This is a genomic window from Campylobacter sp. CNRCH_2015_0338h, assembly GCF_025772785.1.
Taxonomy (GTDB): Bacteria; Campylobacterota; Campylobacteria; order Campylobacterales; family Campylobacteraceae; genus Campylobacter_D.
The window spans coordinates 15,106-41,975 of record NZ_JAKMST010000002.1 but is presented as its reverse complement, the minus strand read 5'-3'; the positions used below and the strand labels follow the sequence as shown (position 1 = coordinate 41,975).

Below are 26,870 nucleotides of genomic sequence, written 5' to 3'. Positions count from 1 at the left end.
GTTTGTTATAAACTAAAATTCCAATTTTTAACAATCTTAATATTTAGTGAAATTTAGCTGCTATTTGCTATATTTGAAATCATAATAAAGGAAATTTTTGAATAATATTTTTTTAGTACACAATAAATTTAACGAGCATAAAAAAATTACTTTAAAAGTATATATGGTTAATGCTTTTTTGTTGGTTTTTTTATTGTTTTTATTTTTTTATTTATCTTTTTTAAGCGCTAGTTATAATTTTGATTTTGGGGCAATTTATGAATATAAAGACAAAATGATACAGGGTTTTTTTACGAGTTTTTTTATTAGTGTTTTGTCTTTGATTGTAGGTGTGATTTTTGCTTTGATTTTATGCTATATGAGTCTTTGTAAAATCGTGCTTTTTAATATGTTTGCAAGAGTTTTTATAGAGCTTATTAGAGGTACACCTTTGCTAGTACAAATTTTATTGATTTATTATATTTTTGCGGATAATTTGGGGCTTGATAATCGTTATGTTTGTGGAGTTTTGATTTTAGCTTTGTTTGCTAGTGCTTATATTTGTGAGATATTTAGAGCAGGGATTTTAAGTGTTGATAAAATGCAATATGAAAGTGCTAAAGCTTTGGGTTTGAGTGAGTTTGAAATTTATAAAAGCGTGATTTTTCCTCAAGCTTTAAAAAATATCTTAGCACCACTAAGTGGACAACTTAGTAATTTGATCAAAGATAGCTCTCTTTTAAGCGTTATAGCTATTTCAGAATTAACTCAAAATGCTCAAGAAATTAATGCTTTTACTTTTTCAACTTTAGAAATTTACATTCCTTTAGCACTTTGTTATTTGGTTTTAACTTTACCTATTTCTATGTTTTCAAGAAAGCTTGAAAAGAGTTTTTCTTAAAAGAAAAACTCAAGCTTTTGTTCTTTGAAAATTTCTTGCATATCTTTGAGGTATTTTTGACTTAGTTTATCAAAAAGACCATTTTCTTTAGATTTTAAAATAAACTCATTGAGTTCTTCTTTTAATTTGGTATTATTTTTATTTAAAGCTATGGCCCATTGCTCAGGTGTTTTTTCAAAAGGGGTAAAAATAGCTTTTGTTTGCTCAGGATGTTTTTTCCATGCTTTATAAATGCTCATTTGATCATAAATAAAAGCATCAGCTTTTGCTTGAATGACTTCTAAAATAGCTGCATTTTCTTTATCAAATACTAAGATTTTTGCATTTTTAAGATTTTTTTGAGCATATAAATGCGCACTTGAACCTCTTTTTAAAGCAAGGATTTTTCTTTTTTGATTTAAATCTTCTATGGAGTTAATATTTGATTTTTTAGTGCTTAATATCGCTAAATTTGCCTTAGCATAAGGCAAGGTAAAATCTATTACTTTTTTTCTTTGCTCACTTATGCTCATAGAAGACATGATTAGATCTATTTTTTGAGTTCTTAAAGCAGGTATAAGTCCATCCCAAGCTATGTTTTGAATTTTTAAATCATAGTTTTTTTCTTTGGCAAAGGCTTGTAAAAACTCTACACTAATACCACTTGGATTACCTTTGGTATCACTCATTTCAAAAGGAGGGTAGGCTAGTTCCATACCTACGATTAATTCTTTTGCATGAAGTGTAAAAAACAAGCTTAGTAAAAAAAGTATTTTTTTCATTTTTTAACTCCAAATTTAGCTAAGGCTCTTTCATAATCTTCTTTTGTATCTATACCTATGCTTTGACTTTGTATTTTTAGCATTTTGATTTTTTTGCCATTTTCTAAGGCTCTTAATTGTTCTAATTTTTCACATTCTTCCAAAGCTGAGTTTTTCAAAGTGCAAAATTCTTGTAAATTTTTAACCCTATATGCATAAATTCCAAGATGGGCTTTAAAATTTTGTTTATAATTTACCCTTTCATAAGGAATTTTAGATCTTGAAAAATACAAAGCATAATCATTACTATCAGTAACTACTTTAACCAAATTAGGATCATCGCAAGCTTTTGCATCTACTTCTTTATAGCAACTACTCATAAAGCAAAGCTCATCTTCAAAAGCTTTTTGACTAAATTCTTTAAAATCTTTAATATTTTGTGTTTCTATAAAAGGTTCATCAGCTTGGACATTGATGATTAGCTCGTTGTTATTTAGTTTTAAAATTTGACAAGCTTCGTTGATCCTATCAGTGCCACTTTCGTGATTTTTACTTGTTAAAACTGCTTTTATATTGTGTTTTTGTGCTATTTTTAAAACCTCTTCATCATCAAGTGCCACACACACTTCATCAACTTCTTGCATTTTTTTAGCTGTATAAATAAACATAGGTAAATTATCAATCTCGCATAAAATTTTATTTTCAAAACGACTTGATTTTAATCTTGCGGGTATGATTATCATTGTTTTATCCATTCTATAATAGTTTGTTTTAGATTTTTGAGTTTGCAAACTTGATTCTGCTTTTGTGTGCTTGTAAATAAGCTTGCGATATTTGGATGAATTTCTTGTTTAAATTCTTTTGCAAGTTCTTGCATGCAAGCTTGTTCATCTTGGCATTCTTTATTATAAATTGCTTGATACATACTTGGGGTAAATTTACTCCATTGTGCTGTGGAAGTAATAAGCGTAGTGGTGTTAGAATCAAGCATTTTAAAGCAAGTGCAAGTATGGGGGTCTAAAAGTCCTAAGTGGCTGTATTGTTTGATATATTGCATACACTCATCATCATTGCAAAAATCAGCTTCAAAGTCTTCTTGTAAAAGCTCTAGCTCTTTTTGGCTAAGCTCATAATATTTTTCATTCTTTAAAGCCTGCATTAACTCTTTGGTGCGTTCATCTTTAAATTTATCAAAAAGCAATCTTTCTATATTTGATGATATGAGTATATCCATAGCAGGAGAAATAGTCTTTTGTAAGCTTTTATTTCTTAAATCATATTTGCCTGTATTAAAAAACTCACTTAAGATATTGTTTGAATTGGAAGCAATTTTAATTTTACCTATATTTGCTCCCATTTTTTTAGCATAATAAGCTCCCAAGGCATCGCCAAAATTTCCACTTGGAATGATGATATCTATTGTTCTATCGATTTTTAAACTAGCATAGTAATGATAGATGATTTGAAAAAGTATTCTTCCAAAATTGACTGAATTTGCAGCACTTAGACTTAACTTTTCTTCTTTTAAAGTATTTTTAAAATCCTCATCATTTAAAAGCGCTTTTAGAGCATTTTGCGCATCATCAAAATTACCTTCAATGGCTATGGATTTTAAATTGCTTGCATTTGAATGTGTCATTTGTAAAGTTTGAGTTTTACTTGTACCTTCATTTGGGTAAATACAAACTACTTTTATGCCTTTTTTATTTTCAAAGCTTTTTAGCGTAGCAGGCCCTGTATCACCACTTGTAGCGCACATGATTAAAAAATCATCATCTTTTTTTAAGTGTTCTAAAAGCACACCAAAAGGTTGCAAAGCCATATCCTTAAAAGCTCTTGTTGGCCCATGGAATAATTCATTAATATAAAGCTTATCATTAATTTTTCTTAAATGAATAGGGCAGGTTTTATCATCAAAATCCTCATAAGTTTTCAAAGCTTTTTCAAAAACTTCAAGATCTAAATCAAAATCAAAAGCTGCGATGATTTTTAAGGCTAATTCTTTGTAGTTTAAATTTTTCAAAGCTTCATTGTCAAGCTTTGGTAGATTTAGTGGTGCATATAAAGCATTATTAGGTGCACTAGGGCTAAGTAAGGCTTTTGAAAAGCTTACTTGGTGATTTTTATCTTGGGTTGAGTGTAGTAACATTTTCTTCCTTTTTGTTAAATTTATAAATATAATCTTGCAAAACTTGCTTAAAACTATCTTTTAAAACAATATCAAGATGGATAAGTTCAGTTTTAAAGCCAAAATCTTTTACTTTCACATAGTCTTTAAAGGTTAGCATTAAAGTGTCGCAATTGTGTTTTTTTAAAAGTTTTTCTAATTCTTCTTTTTTGAAAGTATAATGATCGGCAAAAAAATAACAAGCCCTAGCTTTGATAAAATGCTCATATAATCTAAAAGGCTTTGCAATAGAGCTTATTAAAACGGCTTTTTGATTTTCTTTCACATGAGAATAACGCACAAAATCTTCGTTTTCTTTAGCTATAAAATCAGCCCTTTTAGCAAAAGATTTTGGCAAACGATAAGCCCCACTAGGTAGGGTAAAACCAAAAAATGGCTCATCTTTACTTTGTAATAAAATATTAAGTTTTTTAATGTGAAATTTAGAAAAAGCATCGTCTAAAAGTATGATTTTTGCTCCAAGCTCGATAGCTTTTTGTATGCCTTTAGCCCTATCTTCGCTTACTATCACTCCATTAATGTGCTTTGTAAGTGCATATTCCATAGCTTCATCGCCACTTTCTTTAATATCGCATAAAATTTCATCTTTATGCTTAACGATGATTAAGCCTTTACTTTGTCTTTTATAGCCTCTTAAGATGATAAAACAATTTTCAAACTCAGCTGCTATGGCTTTACAAATGGGAGTTTTTCCATTGCCTCCTAGGGTTAGATTGCCTATGCTTATAATGGGTAAATTAAAATCAAGTTCTTTTTTAAATTTAGTATTTAAAATCGCTATGATCATATATAAAAAGCTAAAAGGCAAAAGCAAAAAAGCTAGAGTTTTTTGCAAAAAATTAGGTTTAAAAAAATAGCGATCAAGCCAAGTCATATGCATTCTTTAATGTTGTTGGAAGTTTTCTTTTAAAGGCATTATTTTGCACACGCTCTAAGACTAAATTTTTTAAATTCTCATCAAAATTTTCCAAGCTTTGATTGTTTTCTAAAGCTTTTAAAACTTCATCTAAAACTTCATATTTATAGCCAAGATCTTTTTCATCGCTTTGATTTGGCCAAAGATCAGCGCTAGGAGCTTTTTGTATGAAATTTTCATGTACACCTATAAATTTAGCAAGCTCAAAAACTTCACTTTTATAAAGTGTAGCCAAAGGATTAAAAGCACAAGCTAAATCCCCATAAATAGTCCCATAACCAAGCATAAGTTCGCTTTTGTTAGAAGTACCTACTACCAATGCATTGTGTAAAGCCGAATAATCATAAAGCAAACTCATACGCACTCTTGCAGCTAAATTTCCAAAGCGTAAAGGGTTTAAGTCTTGACAAATTTTTTCATAAGCACAAAGTACTTCATCAATATAAATAATCTTATGATGAATTTGCAAATCTTTACAAAGCATTAATGCATCATCTAAATTTTCTTTTTTAGAATGTTTTGTAGGCATTAAAAGCACAAAAAGTTTTTCACCTATTGCTTTTTTGCAAAGATGAGCTACTAAAGCTGAATCTATCCCACCACTTAAACCTAAGATGAGATTTTTATCCCCTGCTTGTTCTTTTATAAAATTGATCAATAATTCTTGTAATTTTGTATAATTCATAAAAAATCTTTAAATATTAATTTTTTAAAATTATATTTGATTTAGTTAAAAGGAAGTTTATATGCGTATTTTAAAACAACCATGCGGAATGTATGAAACAAATTGTTATATTATAGATCATAATAACAAGCAAATTATCATTGATCCAGGTGAAAATGCTTATGAGTTTATCAAAGAAAACGCAAGCAAACCTTTAGCTATTTTAAATACCCATGGTCATTATGATCATGTTTATGATAATGCTAAAGTTAAAAAGGTTTATGAAATTCCACTTTTTATCCATAAAGATGATGCTTTTATGCTAAAAGATCCTTTTAATTATGGTTTTGAGCATTCAGATGCTGATATGTTGATAGAAAATGAAAATGAATTTAGTATAGATGAGTTTAAGTTTAAATTTCATCATTTTCCAGGACATACTCCAGGGTGTTGTATGATAGAACTTGTGGGTGAAGATATGCTTTTTAGTGGAGATTTTTTATTTTACCGTAGTATTGGTAGATGGGATTTTCCTTACTCAGATGCAGCCAAGATGAAAGAGAGTTTATTAAAAGTTTTATCTTATGAAAAAGATTTTAGATTGCTTCCAGGGCATGGAGAAGAAAGCACTTTAAAAGAAGAACAAAAAGCAATTCCTGCTTGGTTAAGGTATTTTCACTAATGGATAAGGTTTTATATTTTTTAAGTTTTTTGCTGATTTTAAGTGCGGTTTTGAGTTTTTTTAAACCTAAAGAAACAAAAAAGAAATTTTTTCACAAATGCCCATGTTTTAGAGCGGTGGAAAATGGTTTAATGAGTAGAATTTGCATTTATGCGGGAAGTTTTGGTTTTATGTATTCTGTGCTTTATATTGGTTTTGGAGTGTATGATAAAAAGCTTTTTGTGATTTTGCTTTTATCTTTTGCGATATGGTATTTTGCTTGGGTTTTAAAAAAAGAGTAAAAAACTATCATTAAAAATGTTAAAATACTTTTTTAATTATCAAAAAGGGTATCAAAATGAGAAAAAGCATAGCAGAATGGCAAAAACAAGAGCTACTTTTACTTTCTTTGCCTCATGAAAATAGCGATTGGAGGCCTTATTTAGAAGAGATTTTGCAAAGCTATGAAGAATTTGTTAAAGCTGTGGCAAATTTTCAAAAAGTTTTACTTATAGCGCCAAGTGAAAAAGATTTTCAAAGATTTAAGCATATAAAAAACGTTGATTTTTTTAAGTGTGATACTAATGATACTTGGATTAGAGATTTTGGTGCAATTGATGTGCTTGGAGATGATAAACTCATAGGGCTTGATTTTATTTTTAATGCTTGGGGCGATAAATTTCAAAGCACTTTAGATAATGCGGTAAATTCAAAACTTTTTGCGCAAAAATTATCTGGAAAATTAGAAAAAATTGATTTTATTTTAGAAGGTGGGAGTATTGATTTTAATGGGCAAGGAGTAATGCTTACAACGAGTGCTTGTTTGTTAAATGAAAATAGAAATTCACATTTAAATAAAGAGCAAATTGAAGCTAAGTTAAAAGAAATTTTTGGCTTAAAACAAATTGTATGGTTAAATCATGGTTATATAAAAGGTGATGATACTGATCATCATATAGATACTCTAGCAAGATTTATCAATGAAAAAACCATTGCTTATTGTGTGTGTAAAGATGAAAATGATGAGCATTATAAGCCCTTAAAAGCTATGGAGGGAGAACTTAAAAAAACAGGGTTTGATTTATTAGAACTTCCTTTGCCTAAGCCTTTGTATTTTGAAGGTAAAAGGCTTGGTGCTACTTATGCAAATTTTGTTTTTGTTAATGGTGGCTTGATAGTGCCAACTTATAATGATGAAAACGATGCTTTGGTATTAGAAAATTTACAAAAAGCATGCAAAGATAGAAAAGTAGTAGGGGTTGATGCAAGAGTGTTTTTAAGACAAAATGGTTCTTTGCATTGTTCTTGTCAAAACCGCTATGAAGGTCAAAGATGAATTTGCAAAAAAGCGCAACTATCATCGCAAGTGTATGTGCTATTTTTTTAGCTATTGTTAAATTTATAGTAGGTTTAGCTTCAGGTTCTGTTGCGGTGCTTTCTAGTGCGATTGATTCTTTACTTGATTGTGTGATTTCGGGTTTAAATTTTTTAGCTTTGAAAAAAAGCTCTCAAGGATCTAGTAAAGAATATAATTTTGGCCTTAGTAAAATTGAAGCATTAATGGGGCTTTTTGAAGGTCTTGTTATTAGCGGGATTGGGGTTTATATTTTTTATGAGAGTGTTTTGAAAATTCACAATCAAGAAAGTGTAGAAAAACTTGATCTTGGAATTTTTATCATGGCTTTTGCTATGGCTGTAACTTTGTGTTTGGTGGTTTTTTTAAATTATGTTGCTAAAAAAACAAAAAGCTTGATTATAAAAGCTGATAGCTTGCACTATAAAATAGACTTTTTAACTAATGCTCTAACGCTTTTAGCACTTGTGATTATAGCTTTTACAAATTATCATTTTATTGATGGATTATTTGGTATAGCTATAAGTTTATATACGATTTTTTCAGCTTTTAAAATCATCAAAGAAAGTTCTAAAATTTTATTAGATGTGGCAATTGATAAAGAACAAGTTGAAGTGATTAAACAAATTATAAGTGCAAATAAAGAAGTCAAAAGCTTTCATCATTTAAAAACTAGAAAAAGTCCTGATATACTTTATGTTAGTGTGCATTTAGTTTTTGAACCTACAATATCACTTTTAAAAGCTCATAAAATCGGTGATGAGATTGAAGATAGTATAAGGGAGCATTTTAAAGATGATTTTTGGAATATCTATGTACACTTAGACCCTTATGATGATTCAGAAGAAGAAAGGAGTAAAAATGAAATTAGCACTCATACAGCAAGAATTTAAACAAAATAAAGAAAAAACTATAAAAAAAACATGCGAACTTATCAAACAAGCAGCAAAGGAAAAGGCTGAACTTGTATGCTTACAAGAACTTCATCAAACGCAGTATTTTTGTCAAAGTGAAAATACAGACTTTTTTGATTTAGCCAATGACTATGAAGAAGATGTTAAGTTTTGGTCTAATGTAGCTAAAGAAAATAAAGTTGTTTTGGTAACTTCTTTATTTGAAAAAAGAAGCGCAGGGCTTTATCATAATACTAGCGTGGTATTTGAAAAAGATGGTTCCATAGTAGGTAAATACCGCAAAATGCATATTCCTGATGATCCTTGTTTTTATGAAAAATTTTATTTTACTCCAGGTGATTTGGGTTTTGAACCTATACAAACAAGTGTTGGAAAGCTTGGAGTTTTAATATGCTGGGATCAATGGTATCCTGAAGCTGCTAGGTTAATGGCTTTAAAAGGAGCTCAAATTTTGATTTATCCTACTGCTATAGGTTGGTTTGATAAGGATGAAAAAGAAGAAAAACAAAGACAACTTGAAGCTTGGATAGGTGTGCAAAGAGGTCATGCTATAGCTAATGGCTTGCCTGTAGTAGCTATAAATAGAGTGGGTTTTGAAAAAGATGAAAGCGGTGTCGAAGATGGCATAAGATTTTGGGGGAATTCTTTTGTCTTTGGGGCTCAAGGTGAAGAGCTTTTTAGAGCTGATGATAAACAAGAGCTTTATAAAATCATTGAAATTGATATGCAAAGATGTGAAAATGTGCGTAGATGGTGGCCGTTTTTACGCGATAGACGCATAGAGTATTTTCATGAATTAAATAAAAGATTTATTGACTAAAAGGAGGAAAAATGAAAAAAGTTTTAGTGCCTTTGGCAAAAGGTTTTGAAGAAGCTGAATTTATAGGTATAGCTGATGTTTTAAAAAGAGCAGGGGAGGCTAGTGGGAATTTAGAAGTAATTATTGCTTCGCTTGATGATGAGCTTTTGGTACAAGGTGCTAATGGAATTTGCATAAGGGCTGATGTGAGTTTATCTAGTGTTGATCAAGAAAATTTAGATGCAATTGCTTTAGCAGGTGGATTTGAAGGTATGATGAATTTAAAAAACAATCAAGCTATCATAAAAATCATACAAGATTTACATGCTAAGAAAAAAATCGTAGCAGCTATTTGTGCTTCACCTATGGTGTTAGCTAAAGCAGGGGTGATAAATGGGGAGTTTTCTTGCTATCCTGGTTGTGAAGTAGGTATTGAAGGTGTAAGAGTAAATAAAGCGGTTGTGGTAAATGAAAATGTCATCACAGCAGCTGGGCCTGCTACGGCTATTTTGTTTGGTTTGGAGCTTGCTAAGCATTTATGCTCAGAAGAAATTTATCAAAAACTTTATGAAGGTATGCTTGTTCCTTTAACAAAATAAACCCTCGTTAGTGAGGGTTTAGCTTACATTTGTTTCATAAGCTTAGTGATTTCACCCTCATGAGGAAATCTATCTACTTCGCAGTTAAACAAGTCTTTTTTAGAGTAAATGATTTTGCCATCTACTTCTACTATAAAATGACCACCACCTTTTTCTATGGTAGAAATTTGCGCATCTTTGAATTCGTTTTGTATTTCTTCTGCAACCCTTGCAGCTTGTGGTTTGTAATTTCAAAGATTACAATAATAAATTTTTACTTCCATTTTTTACTCCTTTTTTGAAAGTAAGCTATTATACATTTTTTATGCTTGTAAGTTTTAAATTTAAGGTTTTTTTTTATAATAATAAAAAAATACAAGGGAAAATATGAGCCAATTTACACATTTACATTTGCACACAGAATATTCTTTACTTGATGGAGCAAATAAACTCAAAGAGCTTGCTAAAACGCTAAAAGCTCAAGGTGCAACAAGTGTTGCTATGACTGATCATGGAAATATGTTTGGAGCTATTGATTTTTATAAAACAATGAGAGCTGAGGGAATTAAACCTATCATAGGGCTTGAAGCGTATTTGCATAATCATGATGATTTAAGTGATAAAAGCTCAAGACAACGCTTTCATATTTGTTTGTTTGCTAAAAATGAAATTGGTTATAAAAATTTGATGTATTTAAGCTCACAAAGCTATATACATGGTTTGTATTATTACCCAAGGATTAATAAAAAGCTTTTAGAAGCTCATAGTGAGGGTTTGATTTGCTCTTCGGCGTGTTTGCAAGGTGAGGTTAATTGGCATTTAAATACCAAAAATGAAAGAAATTTAAAATTTGGCGCAAAAGGTTATGAAGGTGCAAAAGAAGCTGCGCTTTGGTATAAAAAGGTTTTTGGAGATGATTTTTATCTTGAGATTATGCGTCATGGTATTGATGATCAAAAATTTATCGATGATTCTATCATCAAACTTGCTAAAGAGCTTGATATAAAAATTATTGCAACTAATGATACGCATTATACTTTTAAAGAAAGAGCAGCTGCGCATGAAGTATTTATGTGTATAGCTATGGGTGTTAAGCTTGATGATCCAGGGCGTTTAAGACATGAAGTGCATGAGTTTTATGTAAAAACACCAGAGCAAATGAGTGAGCTTTTTGCTGATATTCCTGAAGCCATTGAAAACACTCAAGAAATAGCTAATAAATGTAATTTAGAATTAAAACTAGGTGATCCAACACCACCAAATTTTAAATTTACCCGTGAATATGCGAAAAAATATGGCTTAAGTTTAAGTCAAGAAGATCAAGAATTTAGCTTTGATAATGATGATATGGTTTTTGAATATCTTTGCAAAAAGGGTTTAGAAGAAAGACTTCAATTTATCGATGAGAGTAAGCACCAAGAGTATAAAGATAGGCTTGATTTAGAAATTAGTATTATTAAAAATATGAAATTTTCAGGTTATATGCTAATCGTTCATGATTTTATCGCCGCAGCTAAGGAAAAAGATATACCAGTTGGCCCAGGGCGTGGGAGTGCTGCTGGGAGTTTGGTTTCGTATTGTTTGAAAATTACAGATTTAGATCCTATACCTTATAATCTTCTTTTTGAGAGATTTTTAAATCCTGAGCGTGTATCAATGCCCGATATTGACGTGGATTTTTGTCAAGATAGAAGAGGGGAGGTGATTGATTATGTTATTGATAAATACGGAGCTGAAAAGGTTGCACAAGTCATTACCTTTGGTAAGCTTTTAGCAAAGGGAGTAATCCGTGATGTGGCTAGGGTTTGTGATATGAGCATACCTGATGCAGATGCTTTGGCAAAATTAGTTCCTGAAGAGCTAAAAATCACTTTAGAAAAAGCCTATGAGCAAGAACCAAAAATAGCTGAATTTGTAAATTCTCATCCAAAAGGGCGTCAAGTTTGGGATTTTGCTAAAGCACTAGAGGGTTTAAATAGAAATGCAGGTATGCACGCAGCAGGGGTTGTGATATCTAATGAAGCTTTGTGGAATAAAGCTCCACTTTTTAGACAAAGCAAAAACGATGAGCGTCATTTAGTTACGCAGTATTCTAAAGAATATCTTGAAGATGTAGATTTAATCAAATTTGACTTTTTGGGTTTAAAAACTCTTACAGTAATTGATAATGCGATTAAGCTAGTAAAAAAGCGCTATGGTAAAGATGTAATTTGGGAAAAGATTGATATGAATGATCCTAAGGTTTATAAAACCATACAAAGTGGTAATACCTTGGGCATTTTCCAAATAGAATCAGGCGGTATGCAAAGTTTAAATGCTAGGTTAAAGCCTGAAAGATTTGAAGATTTAATCGCGGTTTTAGCTTTATATAGACCAGGGCCACTTGATAGTGGGATGGTGGATGATTTTATCGATATCAAGCATGGTAGAAAGGCTGCAACATATGCATTTGAAGATTTAAAACCTATACTTGAAAATACTTATGGGGTTATAGTTTATCAAGAACAAGTTATGCAAATAGTGCAAAAAATCGGTGGTTTTTCTTTGGGTGGGGCTGATAATGTGCGCCGTGCTATGGGTAAGAAAAAAAGAGAAATTTTGGATAATCTTAAAGCAGAGTATCTAGAAGGAGCTAAAAAACAAGGTTATGATGAGAAAAAGGCTGACGATTTGTTTGAACTTATTTTGAAATTTGCTGAATATGGTTTTAACAAATCTCACTCAGCTGCTTACGCACTTATAACCTTTCAAACAGCGTATTTAAAGACTTATTATCCAAGTGAGTTTATGGCTGCGCTTTTAACAAGTGAAGAAAGCAATGTAGATAAGGTCGCAAAATACATTGAAGAGATGAAAAGAATGAACATCAAACTTTTGCCACCAAGTATTAACAAAGCCCAAAGAGAATTTAGCGCAACTAAGCTTGAAGATGGTTCTGAAGCTATTATTTATGGGCTTGGAGCGATTAAGAGTGTGGGAATTCCTGCGATAGAAAATATCATGGCTATTCGCAAGGAAGAGGGCTTTAGTGATTTTGATGATTTTATAAGCTCGATTGACCCAACTAAGATTAATAAAAAAACTATTGAGAACCTAGCTAAATCAGGTGCTTTCGATGAGTTTGGCTATACTAGAAAATGTTTGGTGGATAATCTTGAGCTTATTTCAGAAACAAGTAGAAAAATCGCTGAAGTTAAAAGAAACTCCACTGCTTCGCTTTTTGGAGAAGAAGAAATAGCCGCAGATATCAAAGTAGGGCTTCATGATAGCAAAGTAGAATTTGAACTAATGGAAAAACTAGGCTATGAAAAAGAAATTTTAGGAATTTATGTATCAGGCCATCCATTAGATAAATTTGCAAGTCAAATAGAAGGCATAGAGTATTTTAAAAGTATGGACTTTGAAACACTCAAAGGCGAGGGTGAGCTTTTGGTTGTAGGGAAGATTGAAGATTTTAAATCGATGATGAGTAAAAGCGGTAAAAGGTATGCTAAGGCTGTGGTTTTAGACTTTTATTCTACTTTTGATATGATCATCTTTGAAGCCCAAGTAGAAAAAGTTGAAGCGCTTTTTAAAGAAAATAAAGATGAAGCCTTTGCTTTTTTACTAAGATATAAAAACAACGACAATGACTTAAGCTTTAGTTTAAATGAAATTTACACCCTAGAAGAAGCAAGGGAAAATGAGTTAAAATCTTTTAGTAAGAAAAAAAGCTTTGTAAAAAAAGAAAATAAAGAAGAATTTACCCAAGAGCCTATGAAATTTGAAGAAAATATCATAGAACTTGATATTAACAAGCTTAGTAAAGATATGGTGTATGAAATTTATGATCTAGCTAATACAAGACACAATCCAAAAGATACTAATAACAAAAAGCTTGTGCTAAAAGTGCTTGATATGGGTAGTTGCTTGCTTTATCATACAAATTTTGTTCTCTCGCAAGAAGCTATGGATGTGATAGCTCAAAAATGTAAAGGTTAAATATCAATTTAAGCTATGATTATCATAGCTTAAATTGATAATATATTTGAAATTTTTTCTATTAAATCTTTCTCTCTTTTTTCAAGAGACTTTACATTCCACTCAGCATAATTGTATATTATATCTTGAGTTATTATATAGCAAGTTAAAATCTCTTTGTTTGTATAAATTTCTTTTTTTAGCAAAATCATAATTTAACGCTTGAACATTTTTTCTCATAGATATTAATGTTAAATTTGCTAAAGAAGTAGAAGTATTTGATTGCATTATAAACCTTTAAACTAAGATATATAATGCAATTATAAACAAAATAACTAGACTTTTATTATCTAGTTATGAAAAATTATTAATATCATCACTATGTGTGTATCTATCATAAGCTAGTCTTGGTAAAAAGACTATGTGTTTTAAATTTAGACTTTGTTTTAAAGTATGGATAATTCTTTCCTTGCTAAGTGTTGGATTTTGGCTAAAAATTTTCTCACACATAAAAGCAACATCATGTTTTCTTATGAAATTACCTCCATCAAGGATTAAATTTAAGTGATTTTTTAGAGGTTTTATAGTGGTTTTTAAATGCGGATAATTTCTAAATAATCAGGATCATAAATATAGCTTGTCACTGTATTTTCATACACTAAAGGCATGAAATCTCTTAACCATATATCATTACTTAGTATTTTTTTAAAAGAGATGTTAAATTTAGTAAAATTTCGCACAAGATTTTGATAAATTCTTTTATGTTTTGATGATAAAAGTGTAGAAATGGCTATCATTCATCGCTCTTTAGCATGCTTAAAACTAATAACTCATCATCATAAATAATGTCATATTGTAAGATATCTCCCCAAAGCTTTAATTTGCCTTGTGAATTTTCATAATGCTTTATAGCAAGTTCTTTGAGCTTTTGCATGATTTGTGTTTTATCAAGATAGAGCATATCATTGCTAATAGGAAATTTAAGCACGCGTAAATGAGATAAAAACATCAAAGCATGCAAAGGCTCGCTTTTGCGTTTAAAATTTGTTTTTATGATGGCTTTTGCTTCTTGTAATTTTGTGTATTTATCTTTTAATAAAATACTTTGTTCTAAAATTGAATTCAAAATTTCTTTATCTAAAATAAAATCAAATTTTTGCATAAATTCTAAAGAGGAATTTACCATATCATAATGTCCTTTTAAAAGCCATTCTTGTATGCTTTCGCATTCTAAAAACAAAGTTTTTGTTTTAGTAAATTTTTCTACATTGTTATAACCAAATTTCTTTGCAAGTAAAGTCTCATCGGTGTGAGTTAGGATGTGTTTCATGGTTTGAAGCATTTTTATCCTTTTTTTGAATGATTTGAAAAATCATAGCTAAAAAAAGCAGACAATGGTAGTCTATATTTTTGTAGTATAATTGTGAAAATTATTTTAAAGGCATTGTGAATGAAAAATTTTATTGAAGAATTATTAAGGGTTAATGATAAATTTGAAGAAAATACCAAAAAAAGGCATGAGTGATATAAATATTTTTGAATCTTTGGGCGTACAAGAAATGGAAATTTATCATTCTAAATTTATAGCTTATTTGATAGATCCACATGATGATCATTATCAAGAGCTTTTTGCAAATGAGTTTTTAAAAAAGCTTGGAAGATACACAAAGGCTAAGAAATTTAAAAATCTTACAGCCCATGATATAGAAAGCGTAGAAACAGAAGCTTGTACAAAAGATAATAGAAGGATTGATATACTCATAAGTTTAAAAGATAAAAGATATATCATCATATAAAATAAACTTTATACAAAAGATCAACCAAATCAACTCAAAGACTACATAAAACACATAAAAGAAAAAGTTAAAAACAATGAAATTGATAAAAAATTTTATAGAAAATGACACGATTGAAAAAGCTTTAAATGTAGCTAAGAAAGTATTAAAATCCTGACAAATAAGCAATCATTTGCTTATTTGATCAAGGTATTCTCCAACTACTTCTTTGACTTTATTTGCTATAAAATCAGGTTCTAAAACCTTTACATAAGGTATGTAATAATACACTAAAGGTAAAATTTCCATTTCATGAGTTATCTCAAGCTCTATTTCTATGGAGCCATCTTTGTCTTTACCGGTGATGATTTGTGAATTTAGAGGCTTTCTTTCAAAGTATTTTCGTATTGGTTCTTCTACTAAAAGCCTTACTGTAAAAGGTTTATCAAGACTAAACCATATAGAATTTACTCTTTGAAGTTTTACTTCTAAACTCTCATCGGTTTGAAAATGCTCTTGGGTTAGGGTGATGTTTTGGATATTTTTTAAATAAAATTTTTTGAAAATATCACGTTTTTTCATATCAAAAGCAAGCAAATACCAAAATCCATTAAAAAAAGCTAGTTTTAAAGGTTTTACTTGGAAAAGTTTATTTTCATATTTAAAGACAATTTGTGTTTTGGTGTTGATGGCTTGTTCAAGAATTTGAAAATTGCTTAAATCTTTTTCTTCCAGCTTTTCTGCATCTAGGCTAGTATGGATGGGGTTAGAGATATTTTGAGAAAGTTTAGAAAGTAGGGGATGAGCCTTAGCATAAAAGCTATTTCCGGCACTTTTTGCCATGGTATCAAGCACTTCAAGGATTATTTTTTCATCATCTTGCTCTTGAATGTCTTTGCTTGTATCGATACGCCATTTTCTTCCATTTTTAATAAGCCCCATAGGCTCAAAAACCCCTTGCATGTCTCTTTTTATGGTTTTAGCGCTTACATTGAGTTCTTGGGCTAGTTCTTTTATAGTTATGCCATTTTCAGACTTTACTAATTTTTCATATAAAACTTCAAGGCGTGTTAGTTTGGAATTTGCAATGTATTTTTTAAGATCTTTCATGATTTTTCTCTAAATTTTTTTAAAAATATTAACAACAATTGCTTTATAAACAAATAAAGTCTAGTTTATAAACGCTACAAAACTTGTAGTTTGGAAATGAAAGTTTATTTAGAAAACAATGTTTGAGAGTAAAAGATGATAAATATATAATTATTAGAATACAGAAGATTGTATTTTACTAGGTTTAACTAAGAGTGATGAAAGTGTCGGTCAAAGCAGACAAGCTTGTAAAAAATTATATGATTTGCTATATCAGCAAGATTTATCAAATATAAAATTAGAAATCACAAACGAATTTTAGAAAGGAGATAAAAGTTTAAGTAGGCCAAAGGCGGTATTCTAGCTCCCCTTTTTAAAGGGGAAATCAAAGCTAATAAGCCTTGACTATAATTATACAAAGTAGTATAATTATTACTAGAATTTTATGGTTCAATTTAATCACCACCTAACTGAGTGTTGATTAACACCAAAGGCGGCCACCTTTGGTGTTCCACCCTTTGAAATTATACTCAAATCTTACTTAAACTTATAAAATAAGAAATGATAAATCTTTTATTTAAAAACACAAAGCTTTATATCGCTTTAGCATTAATGCTTATACTTAATGTATTTTTATATCTTAAGCTAGATAGCACAAACGCAAAATTAGAAAAAAGTCAAAGTGATTTAAATTTAGCTTTGGGTGTAAATAATGAACTCGCAAAAATTACTCAGGAGCTTAAAATAAGACACGAACAAGAGTTAAAAGCACTCTTTCATGCAAATACTCAAAAAAATCAAATCAAAACAAGGGTTGATGATGTTAAAAACTATATATCCAAAAGCAATGAAACTAACACTACTAAGCTTTTTAATACTATGCTTGATAGGCTGTGGGAGTAAAACACAAGTATTAACCAAAATACAAATTCAAAAAGTGTAAATACTAATTGAAGTATAAAAAATGAAGTTGAAAATTTTTTAAATAGTGTTATGTTGCATTATAATATACTACTTTCTTTTGGATTTTTAGTATATGTTGTGACAATATATCATTTATTGAAATTATCACTCTAAAAACTTAGAGATGATCTAGCGATAGATTCTAACAATGATGGTTTTAACGGATAATAAGTATCAATGCGCTCCATTTCCTTGTATAGAGGGTACTAGCAATATCAAAATGATGATGCTCAAGTTGGTATTAATGATGAAAATAATAATGGTTGGGAAGATGATGGTTCTTATAGAGGACAAATTTTTATCTTTAATAAAAAAGATAATAGATGTCGCTCTAAAGACAAATTTTTTGGTTTAACTGGTGGTGGTTGCTGTGATAAAGATAAAGTATTTATAGGGCTTGTACCTTGTAAAGAAGATGAAAAAAGCTAGCAAAACTCAATAAGCAAAATAGATGTGTAGAAGTTGGTGAATATTGCTCTAAAAAAATTAAATTCATAGGTTGCATTCAACATAAAAAAACACATTGTTGTTTTAATTCAAAATTAGCAAGAATATTTAATGAACAAGGATGCCCACAAATTGGAAGAGGTTGGGGTTCTCCAAAGAGTCCTGATTGTAGAGGATTTACTCCAGAAGAATTTCAAAAGTTAGATTTTAGTGAAATAGATTTAAGTGATTTTATTGCTGATATTGTTGGAAGTATTGATGTAGATAAAATACAAGCTGATTCTATAAAAATACAAGAAAAGGTTGAAAGCAATCTTGAGAATTTAACAAGAAAACCTACTAATTAAAAAGAAAAATAAAATTATAGAAAGGAGATAGAGTTTAGTTAAAAGTTTGTTTGGTAAGCCAAAGGGATTATCCTAAACCCTGCAAAAGCAGGGGGTACTCAATGAGCCTTGACATAGCAAAGTGTTAAGAGTATAATTATAAGGATAATTTTTGTTAGCATTATGCTCACCTCCCTTCTGGGCGGTAAATTAACGCTAAAGGGTTGCGCCCCTTTGGCGTTGCACCCTTGATATAATTATATCAAACAAACTCTTTAACTTCTTTAATACAATTGATGAAAAGATTTTACATTTTATTCCTTAGTGCTTTAATTTTTGCACCTTCTTTATTATTTGGTGCTACAAATATAGATGATAATCATATTATCTTTACTTGGGGCTATGGTGAAGTAGCAAATGATATTTTACAAGCCATAAAAGGTATAACAAGTGGTGCTGATTATATGGTTAAGATTGTTATGGCTATTGCCTTTTTTACTTTTGCTATTAAAAAAGTAATGGACGAAAGAACTAGCCCTATATTTGAATTTGGTAAAATGATTTTTATCATGGTTATTATTTGGCAGTGTTTTTTAAGAGCGCCAAATGACGCTCAGCATAGATATATGATACATGATAATGTAACAGGTAAAGACTATATAGTTTCTCAAGTTCCACTTGGTATTGGTTTGACTTTTTCTTTCATGTCAAGAATGGAAGATTCCATTACTAAAGCTATGGAAAAATTTTATTCTACTCCACAATCTACTAATTTTTCTAATGCTGGATTTGGTTTTACTTTAAGATCTACTATGGATTTACCAGATTTAGAATTAAGTCAATTTAGTCCTAGAACACAAAAAAATCTTGATTTATTTTTTAGAAACTGTGTTATTTATGGAATGGACTTAAATAAAGGTAGAATGGATACTAATTTTAGACATAGTGATAATTTATATGAGGATTTATTTGAAATAGGACAGGGTAGTCAATTAACTTTATATTTTTGGGAAAAAGATAAAGGTAGTATTAGATCTTGTACTCAAGCAGGTGCTTTAATTAAGCAAGATTTAGGTTCTTTAGCTCCAAAAATAGAAACTATCCATGCGCGTATTTTAGGTAGTAAAGATGAAAACGCTTATAGAGCTTCAATGCAGGGTGTTTGGGAAATTTTCTCAGGACAAGCTACACAAGCAAGATCTCAATTAATGCAAGCTATGTTAATTAATGCTTCAAGAGATTCTTTAATTAATACTGCAAAAATGGTAGGACTTGATCCAAATGCAGTAGCTACAAATACAGCAGTAGCTGAGCAAAACTTCATGTCAAGTATGCTAACTCAAGGTATGATGGCTCAAACTTATTTACCACTAGCTAAAGCTTATTTAACAGTTTTAATTATAGGTTTATCATGGATTATGGCTTTACTCTCTATTATGTTTGGTGATTTTAGACATATAAAAATGTTTTTTACCTTATGTATATGGATAGTTTTATGGACTCCTATATTAAGTATTATTAATTATTTCAATGATTTAAATCTATCAAAAAGTGTTCAAGTGTTATTAGATGGCTCATTAAGTTTTTCTATGAGTAATAGTTTATCTTTCTTTAAACAAATATCTGAGCAAACCAATTTCATTAATTATCTTGTAATGCTTACTCCATTATTAGCTTTTGCAGTAGCTAAAGCTAGCGAGCAAGGTTTTGTGTCAGTGGCTTCATCTTTATCACAAACCCTACAAGGTGCTTCAAGAAGTGCAGGAAGTTTTACAAATCAGCAAGCTTTATCTACTGAAACCAAAATAGCTTCTCCTTTAGGTGAAGAAGTTATTGCTAAGTCTGCTGGTATAAATTCTGTTTCAAGTGCTTTGAATGTAAATGGTTCTATGTTTAGTAATGTTCAAGATCAAAGCGGTGCTACTAAAATACAAGATTATGCCACTGGCTCGTCTGCAACAGTTGGTGGCAATGGTAATGTAATGACAGCTGATATTAAAGGTATTAATGCTGGCATAACCGCTTCAAATCTTCAAACAAGACAAGAAAATCTAAGCAATGCTATTTCTAATTCAAATTTATCTTCGAAAGCATTAGAAGTTGCTAGCGGTCAATCAAATCAATATGGGCTTTCTGAGACTGATACTAATGCTATTGCTTCTGCTTCAAACAAAGCATTAGCTGAAGCTTATTCTAAGGCTACTGGAGTAGGTGTTGATCAAGCATATAGTGATGTTATGAGTGGTAAAATTGGTGGTAGTATTAACTTGAAAGTTGGAGATATGGTTAATATCGGCGCAGGAGGAGAATTATCAACACAATCAAAAGAATCTGAATCATGGTATCAAAAAATGAGTAAGGATCAACAAGAAACTTTCCAAAAAACATATAATGAAAGTCTTACAAATCAAATTACTAAGTCAAGTTCTAATATGTCTGCATTTAGCAATTTAGTTAAATCATCAGACACTACAAATTCAGCAGAAGTTCTTAGTTCTATGGATAGTTATACTAATGCCAAATCTATTAATGCTTCTGTTGGTTATGATGGTGGAGTTTCAATGATTAATAATTATATTGATCAAAACTATAGAGGTATCCATAATAAAGAAAATGTTGCTAGCGCAATGAAAGAATTGGAAACTTTGGCTGCTAATGGTAATCTAAATGAATTGGCAAAATATTCTGGAGTAAATTCAGATGTTACAAATAGTGGTTTAAATACACAAACTGCTCAAAATCACTATAATCCTCTTTCAGCAAAACAAGATTTTAATTCCACAACAGATCAAATTAATGCTAGCGAAAACGGCAGAATTGCTATGAGAAATACACCTAAAGACATTGTCGGTAGTGGTTCAGGTGTTGCAGGGGAAGCACAAAAGGCAGCAAATGCAGCAGAGCATAAAGCAAGTTCTGCTATTAAAGAAAGAGATGAAAAAATTAAAAAAATATAATGTATTAGAATATCTATATGGATATTCTAATATTTATTGTCATCGTAATGAACATTTTGTGGTAGATAAGAATAAGCTGGATTAGTATATTCATCATGCGAATTATCATTATCAGATTTAACTAAAAATTCTTTATTCAAAAAATGATTTGGATTTTTGAATATATTAATTTTGTATCTACCATTAGCTACTAAGACAATAATTTTTCTTTCAAGTATCTTTTTCAAGATTAACGAAGTTAAAGTTACAGAAATAGCAATAGATAAAGATAATACAGCAATATAAGATAAATTAAAATTAACAAAAAAAGAATAATATTGGGAATGAGCTACTAAGGCAGGAGCAATAGAGCAAACAACATTACAAAATAAGATAAGCGGTAGAAAACCTTTACCTTTTTCAAATAGTATTATTTTTACAATATAAAACGAATATGTAAAGCTCAAAAATGATAAACTATATGTAATAAAATTTAAATCTTTTGTTATTTGACTCAACAACAAAGACAAAGCTAAAACAATAGCAACTAATAATGCTGTAATTATCTTTGCATTTAAACTCAAACCTTTTTTCCTTACCACATTTTCCATAATCTCAACCTCTTGTTTTTGATTTTCTAATTTTCCCATATATATATTTATACTTCTTTTAACTCTAAATAAATCATACTTAATTACATTAGCAACAGCGCTTAATCTAATTTCCTCATTATCGTGAGCTGCGAAATTTCTAGTATCATTTATTCTTTTTAAATCTTTTTTGTCAAATAAAGATAAGATTTCATCATCAGCACTTTCTTTGATTTTTTTAAAGCTTTCACTGATTTTAATTAGAGAAACAAAAATAAATCTTTGTGCATTTTCATCGTGCAATGTTTTTAATACATTCTCATCTTTGATTTGCTGATAAATTAAATTAATCTCATTTGCAATTTTTTGTAATCTTTTTATGTTCTCTAATCTTATTTCATTTGACATTTAAATTCCTTTACATTTAATATTAAAATTATACCAAAATTTACAATAAAAATCAAGTTTTTTAGTGCTTTTAAATGCCTATTTTATAGTATTTTGCAAGGGTTTTTTATATTTTACATTTTTGTCCTTTATAAAGTTTATTTTAAGTGCTTTTTAAGCGTATTTTTTACACATAAAAGTCCTTTATATATCCCCTAAATGTCCTTTATAAAGTCCATTTTTTCTTTTTTTATTATTTTTTGCTTAAAATCTACCAAAAAAGTGCTTTATTTCGCCCCTAAAGGTGCTTTATATATCCCACAAAACTCCTTTATAAAGTCTTTTTTTAAGCATTAAATATTGATATATTAGTATTTATTCTGTTTTATAATTTAACTTATTAATTTTAACTTTAAAATTAATATTGGTAAGATAAAAAATATTTTTTGTAAGATAAAATAGGTATCATTAATTAATTTTTAAGAATTTAGCGTTAAAATACTAATACAAAAAATAAAGTAGAGTGTTGACCGAACACATTGCGTTACACGCAAGGCGATAACAGACAAGGCAATGACTCTACTTCTTTTTTACTTTCTTTTCAGTATTTTTTAAATAATTTACTATGACTGCCTAGTTTTAAAATATTTAACTCCAGTTCTTCATCATGTTTTTGATAAATCAATAATAAATTAGACTTTACATGACACTCTCTAAAATCTTTTAATGCACCTTTTAATTGATGATCTTTATATTTTGGTTCTAAAATTTCATCGTTAGAAAGCTTTATAATAACTTTATCTGTTATTTTACGCTCTTCGTTACTTATTTTTTTATAGGCTTTTATAAAATCTTTATGATAATAAATTTTATATTTTGCCATCTTGATAAGCTTTCACAAAATCTTGATGTGAATTAAAGCTTAATACAGTGTTATCTTTTTTTTCCTTACTAAGCTCTTTGCTTGCATTTAATATCTTATTTTCAAAATTACTTAGTTTAGGTTTAGAAACTTTACATTTAGCATTTATACTTTTAGCTAAACCTTTAAATGCAGGCAAAAAATCTTCACTGACATTTTCAATAATAAGAGTCATGAAATTCCTTTCTCAAAATCATATAATATAATTATATTGTATTTTAATCAATTTAAATTAATTTCTTATACTTATTTTATTGTTTCAATGTGAAGATTAAAAGCACTAAGATAAAATATTATTTTGTGATGATTATAAAATGTGTTATAATGTATTACAAATAATACAAAGGTAAAATCATGAGAACAATATCGTTAAGAATTAGTGATCAAGAAGATATTCTACTAAAAGAATATCTAGCAATTAATAATTTACAACTATCAAAATTTATAAGAGATACTATTTTAGAAAAAATAGAAGATGAGTTAAATTTAGATGAAAATAAAATTTTAATTTCACTCAAAGAAGCTAAAAAAGATAATATTTATAGCATTGAAGAAGTGTTTAAAAATGTATGAGATAAAATTCTCAAGTAGTGCCAAAAAATCAATTGAAAAACTTGATCAGCAAGTAGCAAGAATTATTAAGAGCTGGATTATTAAAAATTTAATAGAATCAGATAATCCAAAAAAATTAGCAAAAGAACTTAAGGGTAATTTAAAAGGTATTTATAGATTTAGAGTGGGTAATTATAGAATGCTTGCTGAAATTAATGATAATGAATTGTTTATTTTTATATTCGAAATAGGACATCGAAGAGAAATATATAAGAAATTTAAAAAATAAATTTCTCAACTATACATTAAATTATTTATATCATAATAGAAAGAAAAAAGGAAGTAAAATGGAAAAACTATCCCAAGAAGAAATACAAAAAGCTATGAGAGAATGTGTAGTAAGTTCTTATACTTATGATCCAGCCAATCCTAATGGCTATTCTCAAGATTTATTTGATGTAGAAAATGAAGTTTTTGCTAAAGATTATGAGTTTATAGAAAAGTGTGGTTTAGATGATATGGTAAAACACAAAGAAAGTGGTTGTGTTTTTAAAGTTTTTTACAAACAAGATCACAAAGTTAGACTTCTTAGAGTTAGCAATATGCAAGCAATGAATAGTTTTGAAAGCTATAGGGGTATAATGGCAAAAATAATAGGTTTTAAGCCAGAAGATTAAGAGTGATAAAAGCAAACGGTTTTTAAGAAGTTTAGTGAATTTTTAGAAGAACATCATATTTTTCCTATAAATTCTAATATAGGAAAAGAGATATCTAAAAATTTATCTCATCTAATGATAATATAATTAATAATATAGCAAATATAGCACTTATTACAAAAGAATCTAATAATAAAATCAATAATAAAAATCCAAGCACATGTATAAAAGAGTTGCTAAATAAAAAAATACAAGATAATCAATAAGAACAATTTTTTAAAGATTTAGAAACACATTTTATAACAAAAGATATGGTTGAATATTTTTAAATGATGATTTTGAGAATTTTATTATTAGTCGAACAGCTTTAATTTATGATTATATGAAAAACATTACTTAAATTCATAGGATAACTATGTTATCCTAACTATAAAATATATATCAACAAGATATAGTAAAAACTTTAAATAATTTTTATTTTAAGCTTTCTAGCATAAAATTCATCATAGTCCAAACGCTTGAAAGTATAGTTACTGTAGTTGCTACTGCAGTACCTAAAAGCCAATAAAGTGCTTTTTGCTTAGCGCTAGAAATTTGTTCTGAGAATTCAGTTTTAATTTCAGCTATTTCAGTTTTAATTTCAGCTATTTCAGTTTTAATTTCAGCTATTTCAGTTTTAATTTCAGCTATTTTGGTGTTAATAATTCCTTCTAGTCTTGCAACTTCAGAATAAATTAAATTTTCCAATCTTTTAATCTCTGATTGAAATAAATCTTTACTTACAAGCTCTTGTCTTATTTCTTCTATAGTTTGATTTTTAAGATTTTCAAAATTCAATCTTTGAGTAGTTGCTCTACCATTAACAAGTTCTTCAAAAGCTTTAATTAATTTTTGTGATTGTTCAGGATTAGAAAAAATACTTTCTAATAAAGCTTTAAAACTTTCATTAAGTATATACTCTTTTTCCTGAGCCATAATATTTCCTTGCATATTTAATCTTTTGTCATTATAACACAATTTGTTATAGGTTATTTATTTTATATATCAAGCTTTTGTATTTAACTTATATTAAGCTGTTTTATACTAGATTGTAGGCATTTTCAATGTTTTTTGCGCATATTCACTATATGCAACTTCAACTATAAAAGGTTTGTTTTGTATCAGTTTTATAAACCTCACAAATTGCAACTAAATCTTGAGTGTATTGCCATTTGATTATTCACTAATTTTGGATAGTTTTTAATCTCACTATAAGAACGAATACCACTAAATTTTCCGCTTTTGTGAGCAATAGCTAAAAAGCTCATCTCTACTCACTAAAGGTTCTATTTTTTCAACCCACACATCTTTACCATTTTTTGTAACTTTTGCCCTACGAGGAACAAAAAATACTTGGCGTAAGAAAGGATCTAGACCATATTTAGTTGCAACACTAAGGTAATATTTTATTTCTGTTTTATTACTCCCAACTTATAGAGTGTGTTAAGAGCTAAAAGCTAAAGACTAACTTTTTCTTTCATTAGTATATTTATCGTTAAAATAATGAGCTACTAAAACCAATGTGCCAAAAATAAGAGTGATAGCCCCAATTAAAATAGCTATATTATAACCATCCATTCTCTCTTATTTTCTTTTAAAAAAAGATCAATCTTTAAGAAAGATCGATGATAGTGCAACTATCGCCCATTTGCAAACCATAAAGACTATTTACAAATAATCCTACGCCAATAGATTCTATGAATCTTAAGATTGTTTCGCAGGTATTTTTATAAATAATACTTTTTAAAATTTTTATTTTATATATTATCTAGCAATAAAAAATAAAAGCTAAAAGATATAAACATGCTTCTATTATAAAATATCAAAATCAATTATTTTTTATTATTATCGGTTTTTTTATCTTTATCAAAGTCATAAAATGTCACAAATATAGCAACTGTTATTGCAAAGGCTAATACAATATATTGTCCCATTTTATTTCCTTTTTTTGTTATAAAAATTATTAAATTAATATATTATCTAATCAATTTTAAAAATACAATATTATTTTTTAATTATAATATTTCCAAAGATCTAGCTTTTATCAACTTTGTATTATATCCATAGTTACTTTGTTGATATTTTTGATATTTGCGAAATCTACAAATTTCTACTAAGAATAGTTTAAATAATATATTTACAGAAAAATGTTTATAAGTTATAAAGTCTATTTTTGATATATTCTTTATATTATTAGCTTAGGATTTTTAATGGGTGCAAGCGAAACTATTTTTGAAATTATCTTGGAAAAATTAAAATAGGCAAATAAATAATAAAACAAAAGGATAGATATGTTTAAAAACGAAGAATATATAAAGCAGAGAAAAGCATTATGGATAAAAAGTTTTGAAGCTTTTAAAGATGATGAAGAATTTCACAAAGAACAATTAGAACTTGCTGAGGCAGGAATAAATGATGGATTTGAGGAAGATCAATTACATAAATTAAACCAAAATTGTAAAAAAAGACAAAAAAACTTACTCATAAATATTTAAATTGTTTTAGCTAAAAAACCAATTTCAGATATTATTGAT

At 28.9% G+C, this 26,870-nt stretch carries 31 protein-coding genes and 2 pseudogenes; 16 read left to right on the top strand and 17 right to left on the bottom strand.

Annotation, left to right across the window (positions count from 1 at the left end):
- The first annotated feature begins 163 nt into the window (after positions 1-163).
- A complete protein-coding gene (locus L8X30_RS01545; RefSeq protein ID WP_263724880.1) occupies positions 164-880 on the top strand; it encodes an amino acid ABC transporter permease in 717 nt (238 codons plus the stop codon).
- Here L8X30_RS01545 and L8X30_RS01540 read toward each other — a convergent pair.
- From L8X30_RS01540 to L8X30_RS01520, 5 genes are read right to left on the bottom strand one after another with little or no spacing between them, the layout of a single operon-like run.
- The gene (locus L8X30_RS01540) at positions 877-1,641 is read right to left on the bottom strand and encodes a transporter substrate-binding domain-containing protein (RefSeq protein ID WP_263678651.1); all 765 of its coding nucleotides are present in this window, start codon (positions 1,639-1,641) and stop codon (positions 877-879) included. The two genes, L8X30_RS01545 and L8X30_RS01540, sit on opposite strands and share 4 nt — an antisense overlap.
- Entirely contained in the window at positions 1,638-2,363 is a 726-nt protein-coding gene (kdsB, locus tag L8X30_RS01535; RefSeq protein WP_263678650.1) for a 3-deoxy-manno-octulosonate cytidylyltransferase, read from the bottom strand. Before kdsB ends, L8X30_RS01540 begins: the two co-directional genes overlap by 4 nt.
- Complete coding sequence (thrC, locus tag L8X30_RS01530; protein WP_263678648.1) at positions 2,360-3,769, bottom strand: threonine synthase; 1,410 nt, start codon at positions 3,767-3,769, stop codon at positions 2,360-2,362. Before thrC ends, kdsB begins: the two co-directional genes overlap by 4 nt.
- Positions 3,744-4,682, bottom strand: a complete 939-nt coding sequence (locus L8X30_RS01525) for a tetraacyldisaccharide 4'-kinase (RefSeq protein ID WP_263678646.1) — start codon at positions 4,680-4,682, stop codon at positions 3,744-3,746. Before L8X30_RS01525 ends, thrC begins: the two co-directional genes overlap by 26 nt.
- Positions 4,669-5,409, bottom strand: coding sequence for an NAD+ synthase (locus L8X30_RS01520; protein ID WP_263678643.1), 741 nt, complete (start codon positions 5,407-5,409; stop codon positions 4,669-4,671). Before L8X30_RS01520 ends, L8X30_RS01525 begins: the two co-directional genes overlap by 14 nt.
- 61 nt (positions 5,410-5,470) lie before the next feature.
- Between L8X30_RS01520 and L8X30_RS01515 the strand changes: the two genes are divergently transcribed.
- The 6 genes from L8X30_RS01515 to L8X30_RS01490 are packed head-to-tail and all read left to right on the top strand — an operon-like array spanning position 5,471 to position 9,715.
- On the top strand, positions 5,471-6,070 hold the full coding sequence (locus tag L8X30_RS01515; RefSeq protein ID WP_263678642.1) for an MBL fold metallo-hydrolase: 600 nt from the start codon (positions 5,471-5,473) through the stop codon (positions 6,068-6,070).
- Positions 6,070-6,351, top strand: a complete 282-nt coding sequence (locus L8X30_RS01510; RefSeq protein ID WP_263678641.1) for a hypothetical protein — start codon at positions 6,070-6,072, stop codon at positions 6,349-6,351. The genes L8X30_RS01515 and L8X30_RS01510 overlap by 1 nt, the downstream gene beginning before the upstream one ends.
- A gap of 56 nt (positions 6,352-6,407) precedes the next feature.
- Positions 6,408-7,385, top strand: coding sequence for an agmatine deiminase family protein (locus L8X30_RS01505; RefSeq protein WP_263678639.1), 978 nt, complete (start codon positions 6,408-6,410; stop codon positions 7,383-7,385).
- Positions 7,382-8,296, top strand: a complete 915-nt coding sequence (locus L8X30_RS01500) for a cation diffusion facilitator family transporter (RefSeq protein WP_263678637.1) — start codon at positions 7,382-7,384, stop codon at positions 8,294-8,296. The genes L8X30_RS01505 and L8X30_RS01500 overlap by 4 nt, the downstream gene beginning before the upstream one ends.
- Positions 8,265-9,137 (top strand): N-carbamoylputrescine amidohydrolase, encoded by an 873-nt coding sequence (locus L8X30_RS01495; protein WP_263678636.1) that lies wholly within the window; start codon positions 8,265-8,267, stop codon positions 9,135-9,137. The genes L8X30_RS01500 and L8X30_RS01495 overlap by 32 nt, the downstream gene beginning before the upstream one ends.
- A gap of 11 nt (positions 9,138-9,148) precedes the next feature.
- The gene (locus L8X30_RS01490) at positions 9,149-9,715 is read left to right on the top strand and encodes a DJ-1 family glyoxalase III (protein WP_263678634.1); all 567 of its coding nucleotides are present in this window, start codon (positions 9,149-9,151) and stop codon (positions 9,713-9,715) included.
- A 23-nt stretch (positions 9,716-9,738) separates the two neighbouring features.
- Here L8X30_RS01490 and L8X30_RS01485 read toward each other — a convergent pair whose 3' ends face one another.
- The gene (locus L8X30_RS01485) at positions 9,739-9,978 is read right to left on the bottom strand and encodes a SelT/SelW/SelH family (seleno)protein (RefSeq protein WP_257396702.1); all 240 of its coding nucleotides are present in this window, start codon (positions 9,976-9,978) and stop codon (positions 9,739-9,741) included.
- A 103-nt stretch (positions 9,979-10,081) separates the two neighbouring features.
- Between L8X30_RS01485 and dnaE the strand changes: the two genes are divergently transcribed.
- On the top strand, positions 10,082-13,675 hold the full coding sequence (gene dnaE / locus L8X30_RS01480) for a DNA polymerase III subunit alpha (protein ID WP_263678632.1): 3,594 nt from the start codon (positions 10,082-10,084) through the stop codon (positions 13,673-13,675).
- Between the two features lie 102 nt (positions 13,676-13,777).
- Here the strand turns inward: dnaE and L8X30_RS01475 are convergent, their stop codons facing one another.
- From L8X30_RS01475 to L8X30_RS01460, 4 genes are all read right to left on the bottom strand, one after another.
- Positions 13,778-13,942, bottom strand: coding sequence for an HNH endonuclease family protein (locus L8X30_RS01475; RefSeq protein ID WP_263678631.1), 165 nt, complete (start codon positions 13,940-13,942; stop codon positions 13,778-13,780).
- Positions 13,943-14,008: 66 nt separating this feature from the next.
- Complete coding sequence (locus L8X30_RS01470) at positions 14,009-14,164, bottom strand: hypothetical protein (protein ID WP_263659131.1); 156 nt, start codon at positions 14,162-14,164, stop codon at positions 14,009-14,011.
- A gap of 83 nt (positions 14,165-14,247) precedes the next feature.
- Positions 14,248-14,451, bottom strand: a complete 204-nt coding sequence (locus L8X30_RS01465) for a hypothetical protein (RefSeq protein WP_263678630.1) — start codon at positions 14,449-14,451, stop codon at positions 14,248-14,250.
- A complete protein-coding gene (locus tag L8X30_RS01460; protein WP_263678629.1) occupies positions 14,448-14,996 on the bottom strand; it encodes a hypothetical protein in 549 nt (182 codons plus the stop codon). Before L8X30_RS01460 ends, L8X30_RS01465 begins: the two co-directional genes overlap by 4 nt.
- Before the next feature lie 108 nt (positions 14,997-15,104).
- Here L8X30_RS01460 and L8X30_RS01455 point away from each other — a divergent pair.
- A pseudogene (locus L8X30_RS01455) lies at positions 15,105-15,531 on the top strand (PD-(D/E)XK nuclease family protein); the annotation flags it as partial.
- Positions 15,532-15,618: 87 nt separating this feature from the next.
- Here L8X30_RS01455 and L8X30_RS01450 read toward each other — a convergent pair.
- Positions 15,619-16,539, bottom strand: a complete 921-nt coding sequence (locus L8X30_RS01450) for a helix-turn-helix transcriptional regulator (RefSeq protein WP_263678626.1) — start codon at positions 16,537-16,539, stop codon at positions 15,619-15,621.
- 540 nt (positions 16,540-17,079) lie between these two features.
- Here L8X30_RS01450 and L8X30_RS01445 point away from each other — a divergent pair.
- The 3 genes and pseudogenes from L8X30_RS01445 (at position 17,080) to L8X30_RS01435 (ending at position 21,211) form a co-directional block, all read left to right on the top strand.
- A complete protein-coding gene (locus L8X30_RS01445; RefSeq protein WP_263678624.1) occupies positions 17,080-17,421 on the top strand; it encodes a hypothetical protein in 342 nt (113 codons plus the stop codon).
- 542 nt (positions 17,422-17,963) lie between these two features.
- Positions 17,964-18,275 (top strand): annotated as a pseudogene (traN, locus tag L8X30_RS01440) (conjugal transfer protein TraN); the annotation flags it as partial.
- A 275-nt stretch (positions 18,276-18,550) separates the two neighbouring features.
- Positions 18,551-21,211 carry a conjugal transfer protein TraG N-terminal domain-containing protein gene (locus L8X30_RS01435; protein ID WP_263678623.1) on the top strand — a complete coding sequence of 887 codons (2,661 nt, stop codon included), beginning with the start codon at positions 18,551-18,553 and terminating at the stop codon, positions 21,209-21,211.
- A gap of 26 nt (positions 21,212-21,237) precedes the next feature.
- Here L8X30_RS01435 and L8X30_RS01430 read toward each other — a convergent pair whose 3' ends face one another.
- The 3 genes from L8X30_RS01430 to L8X30_RS01420 form a co-directional block, all read right to left on the bottom strand.
- Entirely contained in the window at positions 21,238-22,188 is a 951-nt protein-coding gene (locus L8X30_RS01430) for a hypothetical protein (RefSeq protein WP_263678621.1), read from the bottom strand.
- Between the two features lie 580 nt (positions 22,189-22,768).
- On the bottom strand, positions 22,769-23,050 hold the full coding sequence (locus L8X30_RS01425) for a type II toxin-antitoxin system YafQ family toxin (protein WP_263678619.1): 282 nt from the start codon (positions 23,048-23,050) through the stop codon (positions 22,769-22,771).
- Positions 23,037-23,264 carry a hypothetical protein gene (locus L8X30_RS01420; RefSeq protein ID WP_263678617.1) on the bottom strand — a complete coding sequence of 76 codons (228 nt, stop codon included), beginning with the start codon at positions 23,262-23,264 and terminating at the stop codon, positions 23,037-23,039. Before L8X30_RS01420 ends, L8X30_RS01425 begins: the two co-directional genes overlap by 14 nt.
- A gap of 179 nt (positions 23,265-23,443) precedes the next feature.
- On the opposite strand from L8X30_RS01420, the gene relB reads away from it, so the two are divergent.
- From relB to L8X30_RS01405, 3 genes are read left to right on the top strand one after another with little or no spacing between them, the layout of a single operon-like run.
- A complete protein-coding gene (gene relB, locus L8X30_RS01415; protein WP_263678615.1) occupies positions 23,444-23,662 on the top strand; it encodes a type II toxin-antitoxin system RelB family antitoxin in 219 nt (72 codons plus the stop codon).
- Positions 23,655-23,930 (top strand): type II toxin-antitoxin system RelE family toxin, encoded by a 276-nt coding sequence (locus tag L8X30_RS01410; protein ID WP_263678613.1) that lies wholly within the window; start codon positions 23,655-23,657, stop codon positions 23,928-23,930. The genes relB and L8X30_RS01410 overlap by 8 nt, the downstream gene beginning before the upstream one ends.
- Before the next feature lie 58 nt (positions 23,931-23,988).
- A complete protein-coding gene (locus L8X30_RS01405; protein WP_039628373.1) occupies positions 23,989-24,318 on the top strand; it encodes a hypothetical protein in 330 nt (109 codons plus the stop codon).
- A gap of 453 nt (positions 24,319-24,771) precedes the next feature.
- Here the strand turns inward: L8X30_RS01405 and L8X30_RS01400 are convergent, their stop codons facing one another.
- From L8X30_RS01400 to L8X30_RS01390, 3 genes are all read right to left on the bottom strand, one after another.
- Positions 24,772-25,272: a hypothetical protein gene (locus L8X30_RS01400; RefSeq protein ID WP_263678612.1), complete on the bottom strand. Its 501-nt coding sequence runs from the start codon at positions 25,270-25,272 to the stop codon at positions 24,772-24,774.
- Between the two features lie 200 nt (positions 25,273-25,472).
- Positions 25,473-25,604 carry a hypothetical protein gene (locus L8X30_RS01395; RefSeq protein WP_263678611.1) on the bottom strand — a complete coding sequence of 44 codons (132 nt, stop codon included), beginning with the start codon at positions 25,602-25,604 and terminating at the stop codon, positions 25,473-25,475.
- On the bottom strand, positions 25,564-25,746 hold the full coding sequence (locus tag L8X30_RS01390; protein WP_263678817.1) for a recombinase RecT: 183 nt from the start codon (positions 25,744-25,746) through the stop codon (positions 25,564-25,566). The genes L8X30_RS01395 and L8X30_RS01390 overlap by 41 nt, the downstream gene beginning before the upstream one ends.
- A gap of 881 nt (positions 25,747-26,627) precedes the next feature.
- Here L8X30_RS01390 and L8X30_RS01385 point away from each other — a divergent pair.
- Positions 26,628-26,831 (top strand): hypothetical protein, encoded by a 204-nt coding sequence (locus L8X30_RS01385; protein WP_263678610.1) that lies wholly within the window; start codon positions 26,628-26,630, stop codon positions 26,829-26,831.
- Positions 26,832-26,870 lie beyond the last annotated feature (39 nt).

Excerpts from the sequence above, each read along its gene's own strand:
- L8X30_RS01410 (WP_263678613.1), top strand. The coding sequence starts at position 23,655 with ATGTATGAGATAAAATTCTCAAGTAGTGCCAAAAAATCAATTGAAAAA.
- thrC (WP_263678648.1), bottom strand. The coding sequence starts at position 3,769 with ATGTTACTACACTCAACCCAAGATAAAAATCACCAAGTAAGCTTTTCA.
- L8X30_RS01490 (WP_263678634.1), top strand. The coding sequence starts at position 9,149 with ATGAAAAAAGTTTTAGTGCCTTTGGCAAAAGGTTTTGAAGAAGCTGAA.
- L8X30_RS01520 (WP_263678643.1), bottom strand. The coding sequence starts at position 5,409 with ATGAATTATACAAAATTACAAGAATTATTGATCAATTTTATAAAAGAA.
- L8X30_RS01495 (WP_263678636.1), top strand. The coding sequence starts at position 8,265 with ATGAAATTAGCACTCATACAGCAAGAATTTAAACAAAATAAAGAAAAA.
- L8X30_RS01515 (WP_263678642.1), top strand. The coding sequence starts at position 5,471 with ATGCGTATTTTAAAACAACCATGCGGAATGTATGAAACAAATTGTTAT.
- L8X30_RS01540 (WP_263678651.1), bottom strand. The coding sequence starts at position 1,641 with ATGAAAAAAATACTTTTTTTACTAAGCTTGTTTTTTACACTTCATGCA.
- L8X30_RS01445 (WP_263678624.1), top strand. The coding sequence starts at position 17,080 with ATGATAAATCTTTTATTTAAAAACACAAAGCTTTATATCGCTTTAGCA.
- L8X30_RS01510 (WP_263678641.1), top strand. The coding sequence starts at position 6,070 with ATGGATAAGGTTTTATATTTTTTAAGTTTTTTGCTGATTTTAAGTGCG.
- L8X30_RS01545 (WP_263724880.1), top strand. The coding sequence starts at position 164 with ATGGTTAATGCTTTTTTGTTGGTTTTTTTATTGTTTTTATTTTTTTAT.
- relB (WP_263678615.1), top strand. The coding sequence starts at position 23,444 with ATGAGAACAATATCGTTAAGAATTAGTGATCAAGAAGATATTCTACTA.
- L8X30_RS01420 (WP_263678617.1), bottom strand. The coding sequence starts at position 23,264 with ATGACTCTTATTATTGAAAATGTCAGTGAAGATTTTTTGCCTGCATTT.
- dnaE (WP_263678632.1), top strand. The coding sequence starts at position 10,082 with ATGAGCCAATTTACACATTTACATTTGCACACAGAATATTCTTTACTT.
- L8X30_RS01525 (WP_263678646.1), bottom strand. The coding sequence starts at position 4,682 with ATGACTTGGCTTGATCGCTATTTTTTTAAACCTAATTTTTTGCAAAAA.
- kdsB (WP_263678650.1), bottom strand. The coding sequence starts at position 2,363 with ATGATAATCATACCCGCAAGATTAAAATCAAGTCGTTTTGAAAATAAA.
- L8X30_RS01475 (WP_263678631.1), bottom strand. The coding sequence starts at position 13,942 with ATGCAATCAAATACTTCTACTTCTTTAGCAAATTTAACATTAATATCT.
- L8X30_RS01500 (WP_263678637.1), top strand. The coding sequence starts at position 7,382 with ATGAATTTGCAAAAAAGCGCAACTATCATCGCAAGTGTATGTGCTATT.
- L8X30_RS01405 (WP_039628373.1), top strand. The coding sequence starts at position 23,989 with ATGGAAAAACTATCCCAAGAAGAAATACAAAAAGCTATGAGAGAATGT.
- L8X30_RS01505 (WP_263678639.1), top strand. The coding sequence starts at position 6,408 with ATGAGAAAAAGCATAGCAGAATGGCAAAAACAAGAGCTACTTTTACTT.
- L8X30_RS01460 (WP_263678629.1), bottom strand. The coding sequence starts at position 14,996 with ATGCTTCAAACCATGAAACACATCCTAACTCACACCGATGAGACTTTA.
- L8X30_RS01465 (WP_263678630.1), bottom strand. The coding sequence starts at position 14,451 with ATGATAGCCATTTCTACACTTTTATCATCAAAACATAAAAGAATTTAT.
- L8X30_RS01450 (WP_263678626.1), bottom strand. The coding sequence starts at position 16,539 with ATGAAAGATCTTAAAAAATACATTGCAAATTCCAAACTAACACGCCTT.
- L8X30_RS01470 (WP_263659131.1), bottom strand. The coding sequence starts at position 14,164 with ATGTGTGAGAAAATTTTTAGCCAAAATCCAACACTTAGCAAGGAAAGA.
- L8X30_RS01385 (WP_263678610.1), top strand. The coding sequence starts at position 26,628 with ATGTTTAAAAACGAAGAATATATAAAGCAGAGAAAAGCATTATGGATA.
- L8X30_RS01400 (WP_263678612.1), bottom strand. The coding sequence starts at position 25,272 with ATGGCTCAGGAAAAAGAGTATATACTTAATGAAAGTTTTAAAGCTTTA.
- L8X30_RS01430 (WP_263678621.1), bottom strand. The coding sequence starts at position 22,188 with ATGTCAAATGAAATAAGATTAGAGAACATAAAAAGATTACAAAAAATT.
- L8X30_RS01435 (WP_263678623.1), top strand. The coding sequence starts at position 18,551 with ATGAAAAGATTTTACATTTTATTCCTTAGTGCTTTAATTTTTGCACCT.
- L8X30_RS01395 (WP_263678611.1), bottom strand. The coding sequence starts at position 25,604 with ATGAGCTTTTTAGCTATTGCTCACAAAAGCGGAAAATTTAGTGGTATT.
- L8X30_RS01425 (WP_263678619.1), bottom strand. The coding sequence starts at position 23,050 with ATGGCAAAATATAAAATTTATTATCATAAAGATTTTATAAAAGCCTAT.